Here is a 17,371-nt window from a genome sequence, read left to right on the forward strand (position 1 = left end):
AACATTCTCTCCATCAGGTTTGGTGGCGATAGCGAAGAGGTCACACCCGTTCCCATACCGAACACGGAAGTTAAGCTCTTCAGCGCCGATGGTAGTTGGGGGTTTCCCCCTGTGAGAGTAGGACGCCGCCAAGCTTTTCAAAGGATCAGTTCCAATCGGAACTGGTCTTTTTTGTGCTGTTTGAAAGAAGATCACCTTGATACATATGTGGTATAAATCAGGTTGTTTTAATTCACTATAAGCGTGGAGATGCTCTAAATTAACGTGAAAGTCTGTGAAGCATGTTCACTTTTAAGTATGGAGAAAAGTAATAGAGAGAAAGAATAGCAGGTGTATAGATGCCTGATACAAATTCATTCATTTAAATGGAGTTGTATAAGTCTATTTTATTGAAATCAAAACATTCATTGCGTTTAACAGTTGAAATAAAGAAATATCTATATCATTAAAGTATAAAAATTGAAAGGCTGCTGATATTTTTAAAGGATTTACTCGTTTTTAAAGAGAATATAGAGAAGAGAAATACAGCTGTTAATCGTTGAATTAAAGCCGTTTTGACTGGTAACATCAACATCATCTGTTAAAAGAAATACGTCATGAAAAATGAAATAAAATTTTTTTAATATAGCCTTTACAAATGAGTGAAACCTGTATATAATAATCTTTGTCGGATCGAGAGATTCCTACATAGTGGAGGATTAGCTCAGCTGGGAGAGCATCTGCCTTACAAGCAGAGGGTCGGCGGTTCGAGCCCGTCATCCTCCACCATATTTATTCTTACATAATGTTAGGATAGATAAAGCCGGTGTAGCTCAACTGGTAGAGCAACTGACTTGTAATCAGTAGGTTGGGGGTTCAAGTCCTCTTGCCGGCACCACTTTCATATGGTAAGATAGACAAGTCGCTTTAAAAGCGAGCCATTAGCTCAGTTGGTAGAGCATCTGACTTTTAATCAGAGGGTCGAAGGTTCGAGTCCTTCATGGCTCACCATTTTCATGCGGGTGTGGCGGAATTGGCAGACGCGCTAGACTTAGGATCTAGTGTCTTTATGACGTGGGGGTTCAAGTCCCTTCACCCGCATTGCCAAACAACATAAAGAAATCCTGTAATGCGGAAGTAGTTCAGTGGTAGAACACCACCTTGCCAAGGTGGGGGTCGCGGGTTCGAATCCCGTCTTCCGCTTATACCATCCACGCCGGGGTGGTGGAATTGGCAGACACACAGGACTTAAAATCCTGCGGTAGGTGACTACCGTGCCGGTTCAAGTCCGGCCCTCGGCATTATAAAATAAGCGCCCGTAGCTCAATTGGATAGAGCGTTTGACTACGGATCAAAAGGTTAGGGGTTCGACTCCTCTCGGGCGCGCCATTAAGATCGGGAAGTAGCTCAGCTTGGTAGAGCACTTGGTTTGGGACCAAGGGGTCGCAGGTTCGAATCCTGTCTTCCCGACCATCTTTTATGGGGCCTTAGCTCAGCTGGGAGAGCGCCTGCCTTGCACGCAGGAGGTCAGCGGTTCGATCCCGCTAGGCTCCACTTTTCAAAAGATTATTTTATATCATGGCGGTGTAGCTCAGCTGGCTAGAGCGTACGGTTCATACCCGTGAGGTCGGGGGTTCGATCCCCTCCGCCGCTATAAAGGACCTTTAGCTCAGTTGGTTAGAGCAGACGGCTCATAACCGTCCGGTCGTAGGTTCGAGTCCTACAAGGTCCACCATCTATACGGAGGAATACCCAAGTCCGGCTGAAGGGATCGGTCTTGAAAACCGACAGGGGTGTCAAAGCCCGCGGGGGTTCGAATCCCTCTTCCTCCGCCATATTTTTAAAAAATGATATCATCGCGGGGTGGAGCAGTTCGGTAGCTCGTCGGGCTCATAACCCGAAGGTCGCAGGTTCAAATCCTGCCCCCGCAACCAAATTTTTTCTCTAATGGTCCGGTAGTTCAGTTGGTTAGAATGCCTGCCTGTCACGCAGGAGGTCGCGGGTTCGAGTCCCGTCCGGACCGCCATTTTCAAATGAATACATGGCTCGGTAGCTCAGTTGGTAGAGCAACGGACTGAAAATCCGTGTGTCGGCGGTTCGATTCCGTCCCGAGCCACTTTTACAAATAAATATCAGTATGGCGGTTGTGGCGAAGTGGTTAACGCACCAGATTGTGGCTCTGGCACTCGTGGGTTCGATTCCCATCAATCGCCCCATACATATTTTTGCGGGTGTAGTTTAGTGGTAAAACCTCAGCCTTCCAAGCTGATGTCGTGGGTTCGATTCCCATCACCCGCTCCATTTGCATATCGTTCATGGGCCTGTAGCTCAGCTGGTTAGAGCGCACGCCTGATAAGCGTGAGGTCGGTGGTTCGAGTCCACTCAGGCCCACCATGACTTTCCGCAGTAGCTCAGTGGTAGAGCTATCGGCTGTTAACCGATCGGTCGTAGGTTCGAATCCTACCTGCGGAGCCAAATGGAGAAGTACTCAAGTGGCTGAAGAGGCGCCCCTGCTAAGGGTGTAGGTCGCGCAAGCGGCGCGAGGGTTCAAATCCCTCCTTCTCCGCCATTTTTCTGGCCCGTTGGTCAAGCGGTTAAGACACCGCCCTTTCACGGCGGTAACACGGGTTCGAATCCCGTACGGGTCATTTTTTAAAGAGGTCTAATAAAGACCTCTTTTTTATTTTCCACAAAACGAAAGACCGCCATCACAGCGGTCTTTTTTACATATTCATGGAATAGATCGTATAAGACAAGTATGTCGCAAAGAATCCCCATAAAACATAAGGAATTAATAAAATTGGGACAACTTTGCTTAGTTTACGCGAGACGATGACAAGTGCGAGTGCTGTCAGTGCTACAAGCAGGCAGTCGATCGTAGCTGCAAATAGATCTTTTTGTGTAAATTGAAAAAAGCTAAAGGCTTGATTGAATACATAATTTAAAAGAAACAGAATCCAAAATGGTAATGTGATTTTTTGAAAACCATACTTTGCATAAATGATGGCGGCAGATAACGAAATGAGGGCGAATAAGACAGCCCAGACCGCACCGATGACACCACCACTAGGTGTCCATTCAGGTTTATTTAGTGCGTCATACCATTCTCTGTCGATAGGGAACAGGAACCCTGCAATAGAAAATAATGCGTATGTAATAAAGAAGACGATAACCGCCCAAATGATACTTTTTTTAGCCATCCAGAAATCTCCTCCCAATCAATTCACTCTTCAACTTATTTCCCAATTATTACATGATATAAACATCAAGCCCCCAATATGTGGGGACTAATGATTTTTTTTAGTATAAGGATCTTCTTCGTAAGGCTTCAAGTCACCAAACACTGTCATGACGCCTTCTTCATCTAATGCTTCTTCATAAGCTTCGTGTGCTTTATTTGGATAGACCTTGCTTGCTTTTCCTTCAATATCAGCAGCTGCAAACCCTTCATAGTCTTCCACATAATCTTCATCTTCTGATTGTGTATACACATCATCGTATGTCAATGGAGGAAATTCCATATCGGATGGGGTATCAGAGTTCCCATAGCGTTCTACGTCTTGGTAGGCATCTTCTCCGTCATATGCAGCACTTTCTTCATTTTCAAATTGCCCTGAGGGCGGACTTAATAAGTCCTCTTCAATGGGACGGTTTTGTGAAACGGTCTGTTCTTTTGAATGCTCTGTGCATGTGACGGCGGTGGGAAGGGCTTCTAAGCGTTCTTTAGGAATAGGGGCTTTACACACTTTACACAAACCATAAGAGCCGTCTGCCATTGCTTGGAGTGCTTCATTGATATCGGAAAGATGCTCATGTTCCAAACTGTTTAAGGCAATGTCTTTTCCGCGTTCGAATAGTTCTGTCCCTTGGTCGCCAGGGTGGTTATCATAGGCTGACAGTTCGCCCACTGAATCATAAGGAAATGATACTTTCTGTTCATCATCATGGCTTTTGGCTTCAATTTCTTGTTTTTCATCGAGAAGTCGCTGCTTCAACTGATGTAATTCGTTTTTAGACAACAAAGCGATCACCCTTTCATATCAAACATATTGTTAGTATGAGCAAATTTTTATGTAAGACTTGTGCCAATTTGAAGCAATTCTTCAATAAAAAACGCCTGCGGCTGCAGGCGTTTCGTGTTATGCGAGATAATATTGTAAGATCAATGCGATCGTTAACAGGAAACCAAAAAACGTATTTGTTTGTGCTGTCGACTTCATGGCATTCATTAATTCAATTGGTTTTTCTTTTTGCTTAAATTCTTTAATGGCTGTATAAGCTTTTGGCACACTGAGTAAGACAAGAAGACTCCAAAGACCCACGATATCCATAAAGATATAAACAAAAATGAGTACATATGAGATCACAAACATGGAAAGTAGGATGTTTACTGCCGCTTTACGTCCAGCTAGGATAGCAAGTGTCTTTCGTCCATTCTCTTTATCACCGTCTAAATCACGGATATTGTTCGACAGTAAGATGGCACCAACTAAAATAGAGATAGGTAATGAAATGAGCACAGCTTTTGATGTCAATGTTCCTGTTTGGATATAGAAACTAATTAAAATGATGCCTAGTCCCATAAAAGCACCTGATACAAGTTCTCCAAATGGTGTATAAGCAATTGGTACAGGGCCACCGGTATAAAAATAGCCTGCTGCCATACAAATTAGTCCTATGAGTGCAATCCACCAGCTAGACATCATGCAAATATAGATCCCAAGTAATAAAGAAAGCGCGAATAAGGCATAAGCGAGGCCTAAAACTGTTTTTGGTTTTACACCGTTTCTCACGATCGCTCCGCCGATACCGACAGATTTCTCATTGTCCAATCCGCGAACATAATCAAAGTACTCATTAAACATGTTCGTTGCAATTTGGATAAACATCGATGCAAATAGCATAGCTAAAAATAGCCCAACATGTATTTGACCACTCGGAAGTGCTAGGACAGTTCCTAAAGTAACGGGAATAAATGCCGCTGTTAATGTATGCGGTCGTAGTAAATTCCACCAAATCCGCCAGTTCTTATCAGGCTTAATTGGTGAAAGCTGATCTGATATCGATTGATGCTGCATAAAATATACTCCTTTAAATAAAAAAATACGTACACGTCCAAATTCCAGTTTAGCAAAGTTCAAAAAGGTGTCAATATATTGATGCGATGAAACAAGAAAAAGATGTTTGCTAATCGTTCCCATCTAGAGAGAAAGCTTGATCTTCGAACAGGTCTTACCATTTTTTAAGGGATGTTCTCATTTCAATATGCGGGAGCGAAAAAATCTTGAAAGCGTGATATAATAAGGATTCGAGGTTTTAAAAGCTGTTTTCTTTACTAAGTTCATCTGTTAAGGTTTATAATAGAAAAGCATGTCATTCGACATACTCGAATGTTCATGTATTTTTTTACATGATGGTTTTATTTTTATATGTTATTTCATGGATTTTGGAGGAATGTATCATGGTGACAACAGTGCAAAGTACTTTCCGGCAGGAAGCGCTTGCGACATTAGAAGAAGCGAATAACGTCAACCATGCTGTTTTGATAAGCTACTCCAGAAGAGTTGACGATCTGGATCCTCTTGCCTTTTTCCAAAGCGGCGAAGCGGATTTTTTAGGCGAGCGGTTTTTTTGGTCTGATCCAGAAAGCCAAATGATATTTTCTGGACTTGGCAGAGCGGCCGTGATTAAATCATCAGAGCAAGGCAAAGAACGATTCAATATCGTCCATCAAGAATGGGAGCAGCTGAAACAGCATATGTTCCATTTTCATGATGAGAAGGAGTTAAAGCAAGCGGCAGTTGGTCCGCTTTTATTTGGAGGATTTTCATTTGATCCATACGAAGAAAAGGCGCGTCACTGGGAAGCATTTGGCGAGGCTCATTTTTTTGTGCCATCGATGATGCTGACTGTTTCAAAAGAAGGCACGTTTCTAACGATCAATGAATGGAACGAGGTGGACGGGAATGTTCATCAGCTCATTCAAGAGTTAGAACAGAAAGCTTCTAATTTTGATGCATTGCCTGTCAGAAATCATGGACAAGCTGAGCTTGTTCATATGGAAGAGTTAGATGTCCAGGAATGGATGAAAGCAATCCATGAAGCGACAGAACACATTCGTGTGAACGAATATGAAAAGGTTGTTTTAGCAAGAGAAGTCTTGCTTCACTATAAAAATCAAATAGAACTCGCTCCACTATTAGCAGAATTACTAAAACATCAAACAACGAGTTATGTATTTGCTATAGAGCAGGGAAGACAAGCATTTGTCGGGGCGACGCCTGAACGTTTAGTGAAAAAAAGCGGTGGTGAAGTGTTTTCATCGTGTTTGGCAGGTTCCATTGTACGTGGTCAAGATGAAGTAGAAGATCAGGCACTAGGTGAGGAACTGCTTCATGATGAGAAAAATTTGATTGAACATCAAATTGTCGTGAATATGATTGAGCAGGCATTTGAAGCAAACTGCCATCATGTGCATAAGCCAAATCAACCAAGTCTTTATAAAACGAAAAACATTCAGCATTTATTTACACCCATTGTGGGAGAAATTAAAAGCAGCTGTTCACTCTTTTCATTAATTGAACAGCTTCATCCAACACCAGCGCTTGGAGGATATCCTAAGGAAAAAGCGGTAGAGGTGATTCGTGAAATCGAACCGTTGAAACGCGGTTGGTATGCGGCGCCAGTGGGATGGATTGATTCTAAGGACAATGGAGAATTTGCTGTCGCCATTCGATCAGGTCTTATTGAGGAAGACCAAGTTCGTTTGTTTGCTGGATGTGGAATTGTAGAGGATTCCCTTGCAAAACAAGAGTATGAAGAAACGCAAGTGAAATTAAGACCAATGTTGTCTGCTCTTGGAGGTCGTCCTATTGAATAATCAAATCATGACAAGATATATTGGCAGATTAATGGATGAATTTGTGCAAAGTGGTGTGAAGGAGGCAGTTGTTTGTCCTGGCTCCCGTTCAACACCGCTTGCGATGCTCGCTCTTGCTCATCAAGAAATCAATGTCCATGTGTTAGTGGATGAACGGTCTGCTGCTTTTTATGCACTGGGTCTTGCGAAAGCGAGCCAAACACCAGTGCTACTCATCTGTACATCAGGTACGGCAGCAGCTAACTTTTACCCAGCTGTTGTCGAGGCACATTATTCTCGGGTACCATTGATTGTTTTAACTGCTGATCGGCCGCACGAATTGAGGGAGGTTGGGGCACCTCAAGCGATTGATCAGCAATTCTTATTCGGTAAGTTTGTTAAATGGTTCACAGACTTAGCCTTGCCAGAAGAAAGCCAAACGATGCTGCGGTATGTCCAAACTGCTGCTGCTAGGGCAAGTCATGTGTCAACGCAGGAGCCAAAGGGACCAGTTCAGGTGAATGTGCCGCTGAGAGAACCATTGCTACCTGACTTGTCTATTGATCCTTTTGATAGAGAAGAAGGAGTTGCGAACAAAGTTTTAGCAGCAGGTCAAGCTCGTCCGGATGATCGGGTTATGTCAGAATTAGTGTCTATCATGAACAAAGCGGCAAAAGGAATTATTGTTGCTGGTGAACTTCACTCGCCGGAAGAGCAGGCGTCAGTGTTACGTCTTGCAAAAGCTTTGCATCTGCCAATTTTAGCTGACCCGCTTTCTCTTTTGCGAAATGGACATGAAAGTGAAGAATACATCATAGATGCATACGATTCTTTGTTAAAAGATGAGGCATTGCAGCAGCATCTCTTGCCTGAAATGGTCATTCGTTTTGGACCGATGCCTGTGTCTAAGCCTTTATTTAAGTGGCTAGAAAAGCATGCGGAAGTGAAGCAGATTGTCGTCGATGCTGCGGGTGGTTATCGAGATCCTGGTTTAAGCGCATCATACATGATTGAAAGTCATGCAGCCTCTTTTGTAGAAGAAGTCTTGATGAGAGCGGAAAAGCGTCAGGATACATCTTATTTACGACGTTGGCAGAGTGTCAATTCTTCATTTAGAATGCATGCAAATCAATACAATGATGAGGACCTGACATTTGAGGGAAATGTGTATCGTCAGCTGCAGCACCTTTTGCCAAAAGAGAGTGTGCTCTTTATCGGAAATAGTATGCCTATTCGAGATGTCGATACCTTTTTTGAAACGCAGTCAAAACCGTTTCGGATGATGGCGAATCGCGGAGCAAATGGCATTGATGGTGTTGTGTCCACAGCTCTTGGAACATATGCAGCCTTGAAACAACCCATCACTTTAGTCATCGGCGATTTATCTTTTTACCATGATATGAACGGTCTTCTTGCAGCTAAGCTAATGGGCATTCCGCTCACGGTTGTGTTGTTAAACAATGATGGTGGAGGAATCTTTTCTTTCCTTCCGCAGGCATCCGATGAACCGTATTATGAAAAGCTCTTTGGTACGCCGACTGGGTTGAATTTTGAGTATGCATCAAAGCTATATGGGGGAACCTATTCGAAGCCGACAACGAAAGAAGAGTTAAAAGATGTGTACTTGGCGCATATCCAAGAACCAGGGCTTCATTTAATTGAAATTGAAACTGACCGGCATTCTCGCGTTGGCAAACATCGCCAAATGATGGACGAGATATTGAGGGAAGTGAAAAAAGAATGCCTTCACTCATAATACGAATGCACGATGGTGTGGCATATGAGGTGATAGACCATAACCCATCTGCTGAAAATGCCACGTTATGTTTACATGGCTTTACAGGGAGTGCAGCTTCTTGGGCTTTTTTGAATACTTATACACAAAAACATACGAGATTGATTCAGGTCAGCTTGCTTGGACATGGCCGCACAGACTCACCAAAGAGTATAAGAAGATATGCAATGTCCCAGCAGCTGGCAGATCTTGCTGAGATTTTAGATCAATTAAAGCTTCACAAAGTGAACATTCTCGGATATTCTATGGGAGGGCGTATTGCTTTATCATTTGCCTCCCGTTATCCAGAACGTGTAAACAAGCTGATTCTTGAGAGTACATCTCCAGGGCTGAACTCTTTTAAAGAGCGGATGGCGAGGCTGAATCATGATCATCAGCTAGCTCAAAAGATCAGACATGAAGGGTTAGCGCAGTTTGTGGATTTTTGGGAGAACATTCCGCTGTTTGCTTCGCAGAAATCCTTGCCAGCGGACAGGCTAACGCAACTGAGAGAGGGAAGGCTAAAAGCCGATCCTAACGGGCTGGCTCGCAGCTTAGAAGGTATAGGAACCGGTTCACAGCCGTCTATGTGGCAAGCATTAAAGCAGATAAAACAGCCTGTTTTACTCATTTGCGGAACACTTGATAAAAAGTTTTGTCACATCGCCAAACGTATGCAGCAGGCGCTTGAATACAGTCAATTCACAGTAGCAGAGCATGCCGGGCATACAGTTCATGTGGAACAACCACATTTTTTTGGTAAAATAGTAAGTGAGTTTATTTTATCGCAAGATTAGAGGAGGAAATATTGATGGCTATTGAATGGCAAACTGAGCGTCAGTATGACGAAATTTTATATGAAACATATAATGGGATTGCAAAAATCACCATTAACCGTCCGCACGTACATAATGCCTTTACACCAAAGACCGTAAGTGAATTAATTGATGCATTCTCACGTGCTCGTGACAATTCAGAAGTTGGTGTCATTGTCCTTGCAGGTGCTGGAGGTAAAGCATTCTGTTCTGGTGGAGACCAAAAAGTACGCGGTCATGGCGGCTATGTAGGAGACGATCAAATTCCACGTCTAAACGTCCTAGACTTACAGCGTTTAATTCGTGTCATTCCAAAACCAGTTATTGCGATGGTTGCGGGCTATGCGATTGGCGGCGGACATGTGCTTCATGTCGTGTGTGACCTCACGATTGCAGCAGACAATGCGATTTTTGGACAAACTGGACCAAAAGTGGGCAGCTTTGATGCTGGTTATGGATCTGGCTATCTTGCACGTATTGTGGGCCATAAGAAAGCAAGAGAAATCTGGTACTTATGCCGTCAATACAATGCACAAGAAGCGCTTGATATGGGACTGGTCAACACAGTTGTACCATTAGAGCAGCTGGAAGAAGAAACAGTGAAGTGGTGTGAGGACATGCTAGAAAAGAGCCCGACTGCTTTACGATTCTTGAAAGCTGCATTTAATGCGGACACAGATGGATTAGCTGGTATTCAGCAATTTGCAGGAGATGCGACCCTTCTTTATTACACAACAGATGAAGCAAAAGAAGGACGCGATTCCTTTAAGGAAAAACGGAAGCCAGACTTCGGTCAGTTCCCTCGTTTCCCTTGATTCAATGATATGGATGAAAACAGCTTAGTGCATCAGACTGAGCTGTTTTCTTTTATGAAAAGGAGGTGTCATGATGAAGCAACCCAATTGGCTGCTGCACCGTGCGTATTTAACGCCAGACCGGGTCGCACTCATTTATCAAGACAAAGAGTGGACATTTCGTGATTTAGCGAATGATGTAGACCAACTTGCGAATCGTTTGACACGTGTCTCTTTTAAAAAAGGGGATACGGTTGCGATTTTAATGAACAACCATCCTCATATGGTCATGCTTGTTCACGCTTGTTTTTTATTAGGCTTCAAGATTGTGTTATTGAACAATAAGTTAACAAAAGCAGAGAGACGTTTTCAGCTGGAAGATGCGAAAGTCATGGCTTTATTAACAGAGTCTGCATATGCAAATGAGCATCATGGTGATTTACCTGTTTATACAATAGAGACTTTACCTGATGCAGATCATGATATGGAAAAGAAGGTCGTACATGATATTGATTTAAATGAGACGGCGACGATTATGTATACATCTGGAACGACAGGACGCCCTAAAGGGGTGGAGCAAACGTTTGGTAATCATTTTCATAGTGCTGTTTCCTCGGCATTGAATTTAGGAATCAGGGAGGACGACCGCTGGCTCATTGCCTTGCCTCTTTTTCATATAAGCGGTTTATCCGCTATATTTAAATCTGTCATATACGGTATGACTGTCGTGCTTCATCAAAAGTTTGATGTCGATGAAGTCAAGAATGCTATTGAACAGCATCGAGTGACGATGTTGTCAGTTGTTCAAACCATGCTGTCCCGTTTATTAAGTGGACTTGAAGAATGTCCGTCTTCTTTGCGCTGCCTGCTGTTAGGCGGAGGCCCTGCGCCTTATGCGATGCTTCAAGAGAGTAAGGAGAAAGGATTTCCTGTGTTTCAATCGTACGGTATGACGGAGACCTGCTCGCAAATTGTGACACTTGCGCCAGAATTTAGTGTGGAAAAGCTTGGATCAGCGGGAAAACCCCTTTTTGGGTGTGAATTAAAGATTCAAGATGAGGACCGTCCGTGTCGTCCTTTTGAGCATGGTGAAATCATGGTAAAAGGTGCAAATGTCATGAAAGGCTACCTTCATCGTCAAGAGGCAACAGCTGCTGCATTTGAGCAGGGCTGGCTGAAAACGGGTGATATTGGCTATGTAGATGAGGACGGATTCTTATTTGTGCTTGATCGGCGGTCAGACTTAATTATTTCTGGCGGAGAAAATATTTATCCAGCAGAAATTGAAGCAGTTCTTTTAACACATCCAAATGTAAAGGAAGCCGGAGTGACGGGTATATATGATAAAAAATGGGGAGAGGTACCTGCTGCCTTCCTTGTGACAGATGAGCAGATTCCGGAGAATGAGCTCTATGCTTTATGTCAGTCGCAATTAGCCAAGTATAAATGGCCCGCCGCTTTTCACTTTGTGGATGAACTGCCAAGGAATGCGTCGAATAAATTGCAGAGGCACAGACTCAAATCAAAGGGGTTTTTAGATGATTCAAATTGAACGTGTGATCTTATATCATGTCACGATGAAACTCAAACAGCCATTTACAACGAGCCTTGGGACCATTTCAGAGCGTGAGTTTATTATTGTCGAGGTCAAAGATCAAACAGGATTAACTGGATGGGGAGAGGTATCTGCCTTCTCTTCTCCGTGGTATACAGAAGAAACCATCGAGACCTGCTATCACATGCTCAGGGCTTTCTTTATCCCGAACGTGCTGACCCGATCTTTTACACATCCTTCGGACATACCAGACAGCTTGTACCATTTTAAAGGCAATAGAATGGCCAAAGCGGGAATTGAGGCAGCTGTGTGGGATATTTATGCAAAGCGAGAAAATAAGTCCTTACGTGACGTCTTAGGCGGTACTAGAGATAGAATTCCATCTGGTGTCGTTGCGGGGTTAGGACCAATAGATGATATGATTCAGCAAATCGAGCAATTTGTTGATCAAGGCTATCAGCGTGTGAAAGTGAAGATTAAGCCGGGACAAGATATTGGACTTCTACAAAAGATAAGGGAGTCTTTCCCTCACCTCCCGTTAATGGCGGATGCAAACTCTGCTTATGAATTAAAAGATATTAGCAAACTGAAGCAGCTCGACGATATTCGTTTATTAATGATTGAACAGCCTTTAGCTGCAGATGACATTGTCGATCATCGGCATTTGCAAAAGCATTTAAAAACACCAATCTGTTTGGATGAAAGTATTTGTTCTTTAGATGATGCGAGAAAAGCTGTAGAACTTGGAAGCTGTCAGATTATTAATGTGAAGCCTTCACGAGTTGGAGGGCTGACTGAAGCTCTTAAGATTCATGCGTTCTGCAAGGAGCAGCAGATTCCGTTATGGTGCGGTGGAATGATTGAAACAGGCATTTCTCGCGCGCAAAACGTGGCACTTGCATCACTTCCGCAATTTACGATTCCTGGGGATATTTCAGCATCGTCGAAATATTGGGAGCAGGATATCATTTTTCCTGAAATTAAAGTTGAAAATGGGTTTATTGAAGTACCGCGTTCTCCAGGTATGGGTGTAGAAGTTGATTATCAAGCGCTTCGTTCTTTCTCAGATAAAATTGATGTGTTTACAAAACATGATTTTGTGAAATGAAAACGAATGAATCGCCATTTGCACCATCAATAGAACCACTATATAGTTAAGGAAAGTTTTTCCTTCCTGTCTGAACAAAAAGAAAGAGCGGTCATCCGCTCTTTCTTACTCTTCTACAAGCCCGCTGTCGTAAGCAAGCTGTCCAATATACTGATGCATGTCATTGGGCATGTCGGAAACATGTCCGTATTCATAATCCCAAAGATTTAAAAAGGAGTGAGCTGCTTGATAAAATGCAGCCTCGTCCGCGTCCTGAATTTCTTCAAGAAACGTTTGAGCAAGCCGATCGTTTTTCAAAGCGAAGCGCCTCCTTTAATGAGACTTAAAGGTCTTGAGGTTTAAACGTTTTACAGTCAGTTTCTTCACTTTTCTCAGCCGTATTTCCTGTATGGCTGACGACATAAATTGCATCTGCACCACAACGATTTCCAGCATTCCAGTAGGAACAGTTGTTTACTTCACAAAGGATTTTTTGACTCATACAGATGACCTCCTTTTGAGTATGTCTTTCATCTATAATGTAACCGAAGTAAGGGGCGTTCATTCATGTTAATCTTCCTGACGAATATAACGCTTATCTTTCATAAACAATTTCCAGAAGAAGTAGAACCCAGGGAATAGGATGATAAACCCTACAATATACGTAATAAATAATGCCCTAAATGTGACGGGATCTGTAAACCCAGACATGATGGTAATATCAGGATAGGCCATATAGGGCAAATGCGCATGTCCATACACATAGCTTGCTAAGAAATATTGAATTGTAATGGCGATAACCGCTAAACGTGGTCTCCCTTTCCGATGTTTAAAGCGGCTGTTTGGTAAAAATAGAGCCAAACCTGCAAGCAAAAACATGAGCAGAGAAACAAGCAGGATCGGGATGTTCTGCATCATTTTTGTGAACAGCCAATTGGCCTCACTTCTCAGTGTGAGCATGATAAAGAAAGCCATCATGAGAGAAAGCGGACCTGTAATCAGTGCTCCTCTTCTATAAATGTTATAAGCCTCATCTTCGTTTGCAACATTAGAAAAATCAGCTAAAAGCAAAGATGAGAGGAAAAGGGTACTGAAAATCGCAAAACCTACGAAAGAATAGACATTTGCGCTTGTAAAGACCAATCCTAAATCTAATGAGTAGACATTATTCTCCTGAAAGATGAATCCACCATGTGTAATGGGGAGAACCATGATGAGGATGGACGGAATAATAAAGCCGCTAATTCCTGAAATATATGTCACGGCTTTTCTATATTTTTTAGGCAGTGAATGAGAGAAGACGAGAAATCCGCTTCGCAGTGCTAGAAGCAACAAAATAATGCTGCCGGGTATTAATAGAACAGTGCCTAGCACAAATGTTGCACCTGGAAACAGGCTAAACAAGGCAACGACGATGGCCACAATGAAGACGTTTGTTACTTCCCAAGTGGGAGAAAGATACTTATTTGCGATATTTGCGGCCTTTGTCTGCTCTTTGTTCATGTAAATCATTGACCAAAATCCTGCACCGAAATCCATTGATGCCATCACTGCATAGATAAACACGAATCCCCATAAGATGGTGATTGCAATGAGTGCATCAGTTGTTACATCCATTTGCATCAAGATCGCTCCCTTTTTAAGATTCTGTTAACCGTAAGTCTTCTTCAATTGAATGTTTTCTAAAGTAGTACGTCAGTACAATCACAGTTGCGATGCCTAAAATGAGATAGACAATGGCAAAAAGGATGAAAAGTGTACCGATAGATCCTGATGATGTGACGACTTCAGAGGTTTTGAGCATTCGATAAATCACCCATGGCTGACGGCCTGTACAGGCAAAGATCCAGCCAAATTCAATCGCCAAAAGACTAAGAGGCCCGCCAAATAAATAAAGGACAAGCAGCCATTTTGGATAATGGTCGCGTTTTAAAATTTTGCGGTAAAACAGTGCTAACACAGCAAAGAAAATGAGCAATGAGCCGATAATGACCATTCCGTTAAATAATGTGTGAATAAATAAAGGCGGCCACTCGTCCCTAGGAAAATCATTTAACCCTTTAACCACAGTATCAAAGCTATTTCCTGCAAGAAAACTAAGTGCCCAAGGGATTTCGATAGCTCCTTTGATTTCTTGCGTATTGGCATCAGTAAAACCGCCAATGGCTAGAGGCGCATGTGATTGCGTTTCAAATAAACCTTCAGCACCCGCTAATTTTTCAGGCTGATATTCATACAGAAGCTGAGCTGATTCGTGACCGTTTAAGGCTGTGAGAAAAGAGAAAAGTCCGCCTACAATCAGTCCGAGAAAAAGGGCTTTTCGATGAAAGGTATAGAGCTTTTCGTTTTTTCTTGTTTTCAACATTTTAAATGCAGCGACAGAAGCAATGACAAAAGCGCCTGTTGTAAAAGCAGACAGTACTACGTGAGTAGCAGTTACAACAAAACTAGGATTGAAAAATGCCTTCCAAGGTTCGATATTCGTTATTTCTCCATTGATCATTTGAAAGCCAGCGGGTGTTCCTTCAAAAGCATGTACGTTTGTAATGAGAATCGCTGAAGCTGCTGCACCAATGACAACGAAAATAACGGTAATGATGCGCATGGCTGGTGATAAACGATCTGCTGCGTACACATAAATAGACATAAATAATGCTTCAATAAAGAAAGCATAAATTTCTATTTGAAATGGCAGTGACATGACTTTTCCGATGACCTCCATAAAACCAGGCCATAGAAGGGCAAGCTGCGTACCAGCAATGGTACCGGTTGGAATGGCAACCCCTAACAGAACAGCCTGCGCTTTTGTCCATCGTTTGGCCATGATGGCATAATGCGGGTCCTTCGTTTTTTGAAAGATGAGTTCAGCTAACAAAATCATTAGCGGGATGCCTACGCCAAGCGAGGCATAAATAATATGGAAGCCCATTGTTGTGCCGAACAGACTTCTAGCTAAAACGAGATCAGTCAATTTTTTCTCCGCCTTTCTTATCGCATCTCTTTTGATGGTGTTTATTATTCTCCACCATTTTTAGATTATTCTTCCTGACTAAGAAAGCTTGTTTTTTGACAAGTTGTAAAAGGGGGAGTAGAATATAACTATAAAACGTAATCATTACGTTTTGATAACGAAGGGAGTTTTGACATTGAAAAGAGATATTCATCCAACCTCACATGAAGTTGTATTTATGGACGTAAACAGCGGTTACCGCTTCTTAAGTAGATCAACAAAGACATCACATGAGACCGTAGAGTGGGAAGATGGGAAGACTTATCCTGTCATTAAAGTAGAGACAAGCTCTGATACGCATCCATTTTATACAGGACGCCAGAAATTCGGAGAAAAAGGCGGCAGAGCGGAGCAGTTTAAGAAAAAATATCAAATGTAAACAAAGAAACACACCTGATCATGGTGTGTTTTTTTGTGCAGTAAAAAACCCCGGCTGATCGCACGGGGTTCATGAATTCATTCAACATTTAAAGCTGTTTTTAATGTGTTTAAATTTTGTTTCATTAAGCTGACATAGCTTTCGCCATTTTTAGCATCATCTTCTGTAATGGATTCTAGATTTTTCAGTGTAAGGCTTTTTGCCCCAATTTCACTGCGAATCGTATCTGATACTTTACTGCTGACGTTATTTTCAAAAATGACATACTTGATGTGATGCTTTTCTGCCTGTTGTACGATATTTTCAAGCTGTTTTTGGGAAGGCTCTTCAGAAGCAGAGAGTCCTAGTACACTGATTTGCTCAATGCCATAGCGTTTTTCCCAGTAGCCGTATGCAGCGTGAGAAACAAGAATTTCTTTATGTTCTGCTTTAGATAACGTTGTTTTGAATTCCTGATCTAACGATTGTAATTCTTTTTTTAGTGATTCATAGTTTTTTGTGTATTCGTCTTTATGATCTGGATCTAGTGAAACGAGTGTGTCTTTAATATTTTTTGCCATTTGCTGTGCATAAACAGGGTCTAGCCATGCATGGGGATCTTTATCTCCGTGGTCGTGTCCATCATGGTCATGATCTTCACCTTCATGATCGTGATCATGGTCCTCCCCTTCTTCATGAGCATGTTCTTCTTGTGTTGATAATAGCTTGATGCCTTCGGCTGCTTTCACTGTTTTCACGCCTTGGTCTTTTAACGTAGAAGCCGTTTTATCAGCAAATGCTTCAGCACCTGTTCCGCTGTAAATAAAGGCATCTCCTTCAGCCATTTCAACCATCGTTTTTGAACTTGGTTCAAAGCTGTGTGCATCTGCATTGGCAGGGTACACACTTTGAGCGTTCACGTGAGAGCCGCCAATTTTTTCAGTGAAATCTTGAATAGGGAAGATCGTCGTGTAAATGGTTAATTTCCCATCTGCTTTTCCTTTTGAAGCATTTGTCCCCGCACTGCTTGAGCAAGCGGCAAGACCGACCGCTAATAAAGCAGCTGTTAAAATAAAAAAGATTTTTTTCATCTAAGAATGTCTCCTCTCAACCTATTAGATAGAAATGATTACGATTTAA

The 17,371-nt window shown here is 42.4% G+C and carries 15 protein-coding genes, 21 tRNA genes and 1 rRNA gene; 29 read left to right on the forward strand and 8 right to left on the reverse strand.

Features of this window, described 5'->3' with window-relative positions; translation table 11 throughout:
• Positions 1-18: 18 nt before the first annotated feature.
• The 22 genes from rrf to MHH23_RS06375 all read left to right on the forward strand — a co-directional run bounded on the left by rrf (position 19) and on the right by MHH23_RS06375 (position 2,627).
• Positions 19-134 (forward strand): 5S ribosomal RNA (rrf, locus tag MHH23_RS06270).
• Between the two features lie 558 nt (positions 135-692).
• A tRNA-Val gene (locus MHH23_RS06275) sits at positions 693-768 on the forward strand.
• 33 nt (positions 769-801) lie between these two features.
• A tRNA-Thr gene (locus MHH23_RS06280) sits at positions 802-877 on the forward strand.
• Positions 878-914: 37 nt separating this feature from the next.
• A tRNA-Lys gene (locus tag MHH23_RS06285) sits at positions 915-990 on the forward strand.
• Between the two features lie 7 nt (positions 991-997).
• Positions 998-1,080, forward strand: a tRNA-Leu gene (locus MHH23_RS06290).
• Positions 1,081-1,110: 30 nt separating this feature from the next.
• Positions 1,111-1,182 (forward strand) — tRNA-Gly (locus MHH23_RS06295).
• A 12-nt stretch (positions 1,183-1,194) separates the two neighbouring features.
• Positions 1,195-1,280 (forward strand) — tRNA-Leu (locus MHH23_RS06300).
• 11 nt (positions 1,281-1,291) lie between these two features.
• Positions 1,292-1,368: transfer RNA gene (locus tag MHH23_RS06305), tRNA-Arg, on the forward strand.
• Between the two features lie 7 nt (positions 1,369-1,375).
• Positions 1,376-1,452: transfer RNA gene (locus MHH23_RS06310), tRNA-Pro, on the forward strand.
• Positions 1,453-1,460: 8 nt separating this feature from the next.
• Positions 1,461-1,533, forward strand: a tRNA-Ala gene (locus MHH23_RS06315).
• Between the two features lie 26 nt (positions 1,534-1,559).
• Positions 1,560-1,633: transfer RNA gene (locus MHH23_RS06320), tRNA-Met, on the forward strand.
• A 4-nt stretch (positions 1,634-1,637) separates the two neighbouring features.
• Positions 1,638-1,714: transfer RNA gene (locus tag MHH23_RS06325), tRNA-Ile, on the forward strand.
• Between the two features lie 7 nt (positions 1,715-1,721).
• Positions 1,722-1,814, forward strand: a tRNA-Ser gene (locus MHH23_RS06330).
• Positions 1,815-1,836: 22 nt separating this feature from the next.
• Positions 1,837-1,913: transfer RNA gene (locus tag MHH23_RS06335), tRNA-Met, on the forward strand.
• A 15-nt stretch (positions 1,914-1,928) separates the two neighbouring features.
• Positions 1,929-2,005: transfer RNA gene (locus MHH23_RS06340), tRNA-Asp, on the forward strand.
• A 17-nt stretch (positions 2,006-2,022) separates the two neighbouring features.
• Positions 2,023-2,095 (forward strand) — tRNA-Phe (locus tag MHH23_RS06345).
• 24 nt (positions 2,096-2,119) lie between these two features.
• Positions 2,120-2,195, forward strand: a tRNA-His gene (locus MHH23_RS06350).
• Positions 2,196-2,206: 11 nt separating this feature from the next.
• Positions 2,207-2,280: transfer RNA gene (locus MHH23_RS06355), tRNA-Gly, on the forward strand.
• A gap of 16 nt (positions 2,281-2,296) precedes the next feature.
• Positions 2,297-2,373, forward strand: a tRNA-Ile gene (locus tag MHH23_RS06360).
• Positions 2,374-2,379: 6 nt separating this feature from the next.
• Positions 2,380-2,454, forward strand: a tRNA-Asn gene (locus MHH23_RS06365).
• A gap of 3 nt (positions 2,455-2,457) precedes the next feature.
• Positions 2,458-2,548: transfer RNA gene (locus MHH23_RS06370), tRNA-Ser, on the forward strand.
• Between the two features lie 7 nt (positions 2,549-2,555).
• Positions 2,556-2,627, forward strand: a tRNA-Glu gene (locus tag MHH23_RS06375).
• Between the two features lie 75 nt (positions 2,628-2,702).
• Here the strand turns inward: MHH23_RS06375 and MHH23_RS06380 are convergent.
• The 3 genes from MHH23_RS06380 to MHH23_RS06390 form a co-directional block, all read right to left on the reverse strand.
• A complete protein-coding gene (locus MHH23_RS06380) occupies positions 2,703-3,179 on the reverse strand; it encodes a TspO/MBR family protein (protein ID WP_041506519.1) in 477 nt (158 codons plus the stop codon).
• Positions 3,180-3,266: 87 nt separating this feature from the next.
• The gene (locus tag MHH23_RS06385) at positions 3,267-4,001 is read right to left on the reverse strand and encodes a TraR/DksA C4-type zinc finger protein (protein WP_060832581.1); all 735 of its coding nucleotides are present in this window, start codon (positions 3,999-4,001) and stop codon (positions 3,267-3,269) included.
• 117 nt (positions 4,002-4,118) lie between these two features.
• Positions 4,119-5,057: a 1,4-dihydroxy-2-naphthoate polyprenyltransferase gene (locus MHH23_RS06390; RefSeq protein WP_017358382.1), complete on the reverse strand. Its 939-nt coding sequence runs from the start codon at positions 5,055-5,057 to the stop codon at positions 4,119-4,121.
• Positions 5,058-5,440: 383 nt separating this feature from the next.
• On the opposite strand from MHH23_RS06390, the gene MHH23_RS06395 reads away from it, so the two are divergent.
• The 6 genes from MHH23_RS06395 (at position 5,441) to menC (ending at position 12,884) form a co-directional block, all read left to right on the forward strand.
• Positions 5,441-6,859, forward strand: a complete 1,419-nt coding sequence (locus MHH23_RS06395; RefSeq protein WP_017358381.1) for an isochorismate synthase — start codon at positions 5,441-5,443, stop codon at positions 6,857-6,859.
• Positions 6,852-8,594, forward strand: a complete 1,743-nt coding sequence (gene menD / locus MHH23_RS06400; protein ID WP_268430976.1) for a 2-succinyl-5-enolpyruvyl-6-hydroxy-3-cyclohexene-1-carboxylic-acid synthase — start codon at positions 6,852-6,854, stop codon at positions 8,592-8,594. Before MHH23_RS06395 ends, menD begins: the two co-directional genes overlap by 8 nt.
• Positions 8,579-9,409 (forward strand): 2-succinyl-6-hydroxy-2,4-cyclohexadiene-1-carboxylate synthase, encoded by an 831-nt coding sequence (gene menH / locus MHH23_RS06405; protein WP_039168311.1) that lies wholly within the window; start codon positions 8,579-8,581, stop codon positions 9,407-9,409. The genes menD and menH overlap by 16 nt, the downstream gene beginning before the upstream one ends.
• 14 nt (positions 9,410-9,423) lie before the next feature.
• A complete protein-coding gene (gene menB / locus MHH23_RS06410; protein WP_039168312.1) occupies positions 9,424-10,242 on the forward strand; it encodes a 1,4-dihydroxy-2-naphthoyl-CoA synthase in 819 nt (272 codons plus the stop codon).
• Positions 10,243-10,312: 70 nt separating this feature from the next.
• Complete coding sequence (locus MHH23_RS06415) at positions 10,313-11,773, forward strand: o-succinylbenzoate--CoA ligase (protein ID WP_076822482.1); 1,461 nt, start codon at positions 10,313-10,315, stop codon at positions 11,771-11,773.
• The gene (gene menC / locus MHH23_RS06420; protein ID WP_008342917.1) at positions 11,760-12,884 is read left to right on the forward strand and encodes an o-succinylbenzoate synthase; all 1,125 of its coding nucleotides are present in this window, start codon (positions 11,760-11,762) and stop codon (positions 12,882-12,884) included. The genes MHH23_RS06415 and menC overlap by 14 nt, the downstream gene beginning before the upstream one ends.
• Positions 12,885-12,989: 105 nt before the next feature.
• On the opposite strand, the gene MHH23_RS06425 is transcribed toward menC, so the two are convergent.
• From MHH23_RS06425 to MHH23_RS06440, 4 genes are all read right to left on the reverse strand, one after another.
• Positions 12,990-13,181, reverse strand: a complete 192-nt coding sequence (locus tag MHH23_RS06425; protein ID WP_017358376.1) for a hypothetical protein — start codon at positions 13,179-13,181, stop codon at positions 12,990-12,992.
• A 25-nt stretch (positions 13,182-13,206) separates the two neighbouring features.
• Entirely contained in the window at positions 13,207-13,365 is a 159-nt protein-coding gene (locus tag MHH23_RS06430; protein ID WP_008360682.1) for a DUF1540 domain-containing protein, read from the reverse strand.
• Positions 13,366-13,433: 68 nt separating this feature from the next.
• Complete coding sequence (locus MHH23_RS06435) at positions 13,434-14,480, reverse strand: cytochrome d ubiquinol oxidase subunit II (RefSeq protein WP_169476099.1); 1,047 nt, start codon at positions 14,478-14,480, stop codon at positions 13,434-13,436.
• Between the two features lie 22 nt (positions 14,481-14,502).
• Entirely contained in the window at positions 14,503-15,834 is a 1,332-nt protein-coding gene (locus tag MHH23_RS06440) for a cytochrome ubiquinol oxidase subunit I (RefSeq protein ID WP_340959105.1), read from the reverse strand.
• Positions 15,835-16,009: 175 nt separating this feature from the next.
• Here MHH23_RS06440 and MHH23_RS06445 point away from each other — a divergent pair, with 175 nt between their 5' ends.
• A complete protein-coding gene (locus MHH23_RS06445) occupies positions 16,010-16,252 on the forward strand; it encodes a type B 50S ribosomal protein L31 (protein ID WP_017358374.1) in 243 nt (80 codons plus the stop codon).
• A 77-nt stretch (positions 16,253-16,329) separates the two neighbouring features.
• Here MHH23_RS06445 and MHH23_RS06450 read toward each other — a convergent pair whose 3' ends face one another.
• The gene (locus MHH23_RS06450; protein ID WP_024719324.1) at positions 16,330-17,322 is read right to left on the reverse strand and encodes a metal ABC transporter solute-binding protein, Zn/Mn family; all 993 of its coding nucleotides are present in this window, start codon (positions 17,320-17,322) and stop codon (positions 16,330-16,332) included.
• Positions 17,323-17,371: the final 49 nt, after the last annotated feature.

This window comes from Bacillus sp. FSL K6-3458 (assembly GCF_038005045.1).
In the GTDB taxonomy this organism is placed as follows: domain Bacteria; phylum Bacillota; class Bacilli; order Bacillales; family Bacillaceae; genus Bacillus; species Bacillus altitudinis.

Bases quoted from the DNA above. Each gene is read 5' to 3' on its own strand.
- MHH23_RS06435 (WP_169476099.1), bottom strand. From the start codon at position 14,480: ATGGATGTAACAACTGATGCACTCATTGCAATCACCATCTTATGGGGA.
- MHH23_RS06430 (WP_008360682.1), bottom strand. From the start codon at position 13,365: ATGAGTCAAAAAATCCTTTGTGAAGTAAACAACTGTTCCTACTGGAAT.
- menB (WP_039168312.1), top strand. From the start codon at position 9,424: ATGGCTATTGAATGGCAAACTGAGCGTCAGTATGACGAAATTTTATAT.
- MHH23_RS06390 (WP_017358382.1), bottom strand. From the start codon at position 5,057: ATGCAGCATCAATCGATATCAGATCAGCTTTCACCAATTAAGCCTGAT.
- MHH23_RS06380 (WP_041506519.1), bottom strand. From the start codon at position 3,179: ATGGCTAAAAAAAGTATCATTTGGGCGGTTATCGTCTTCTTTATTACA.
- MHH23_RS06450 (WP_024719324.1), bottom strand. From the start codon at position 17,322: ATGAAAAAAATCTTTTTTATTTTAACAGCTGCTTTATTAGCGGTCGGT.
- menH (WP_039168311.1), top strand. From the start codon at position 8,579: ATGCCTTCACTCATAATACGAATGCACGATGGTGTGGCATATGAGGTG.
- MHH23_RS06415 (WP_076822482.1), top strand. From the start codon at position 10,313: ATGATGAAGCAACCCAATTGGCTGCTGCACCGTGCGTATTTAACGCCA.
- MHH23_RS06395 (WP_017358381.1), top strand. From the start codon at position 5,441: ATGGTGACAACAGTGCAAAGTACTTTCCGGCAGGAAGCGCTTGCGACA.
- menC (WP_008342917.1), top strand. From the start codon at position 11,760: ATGATTCAAATTGAACGTGTGATCTTATATCATGTCACGATGAAACTC.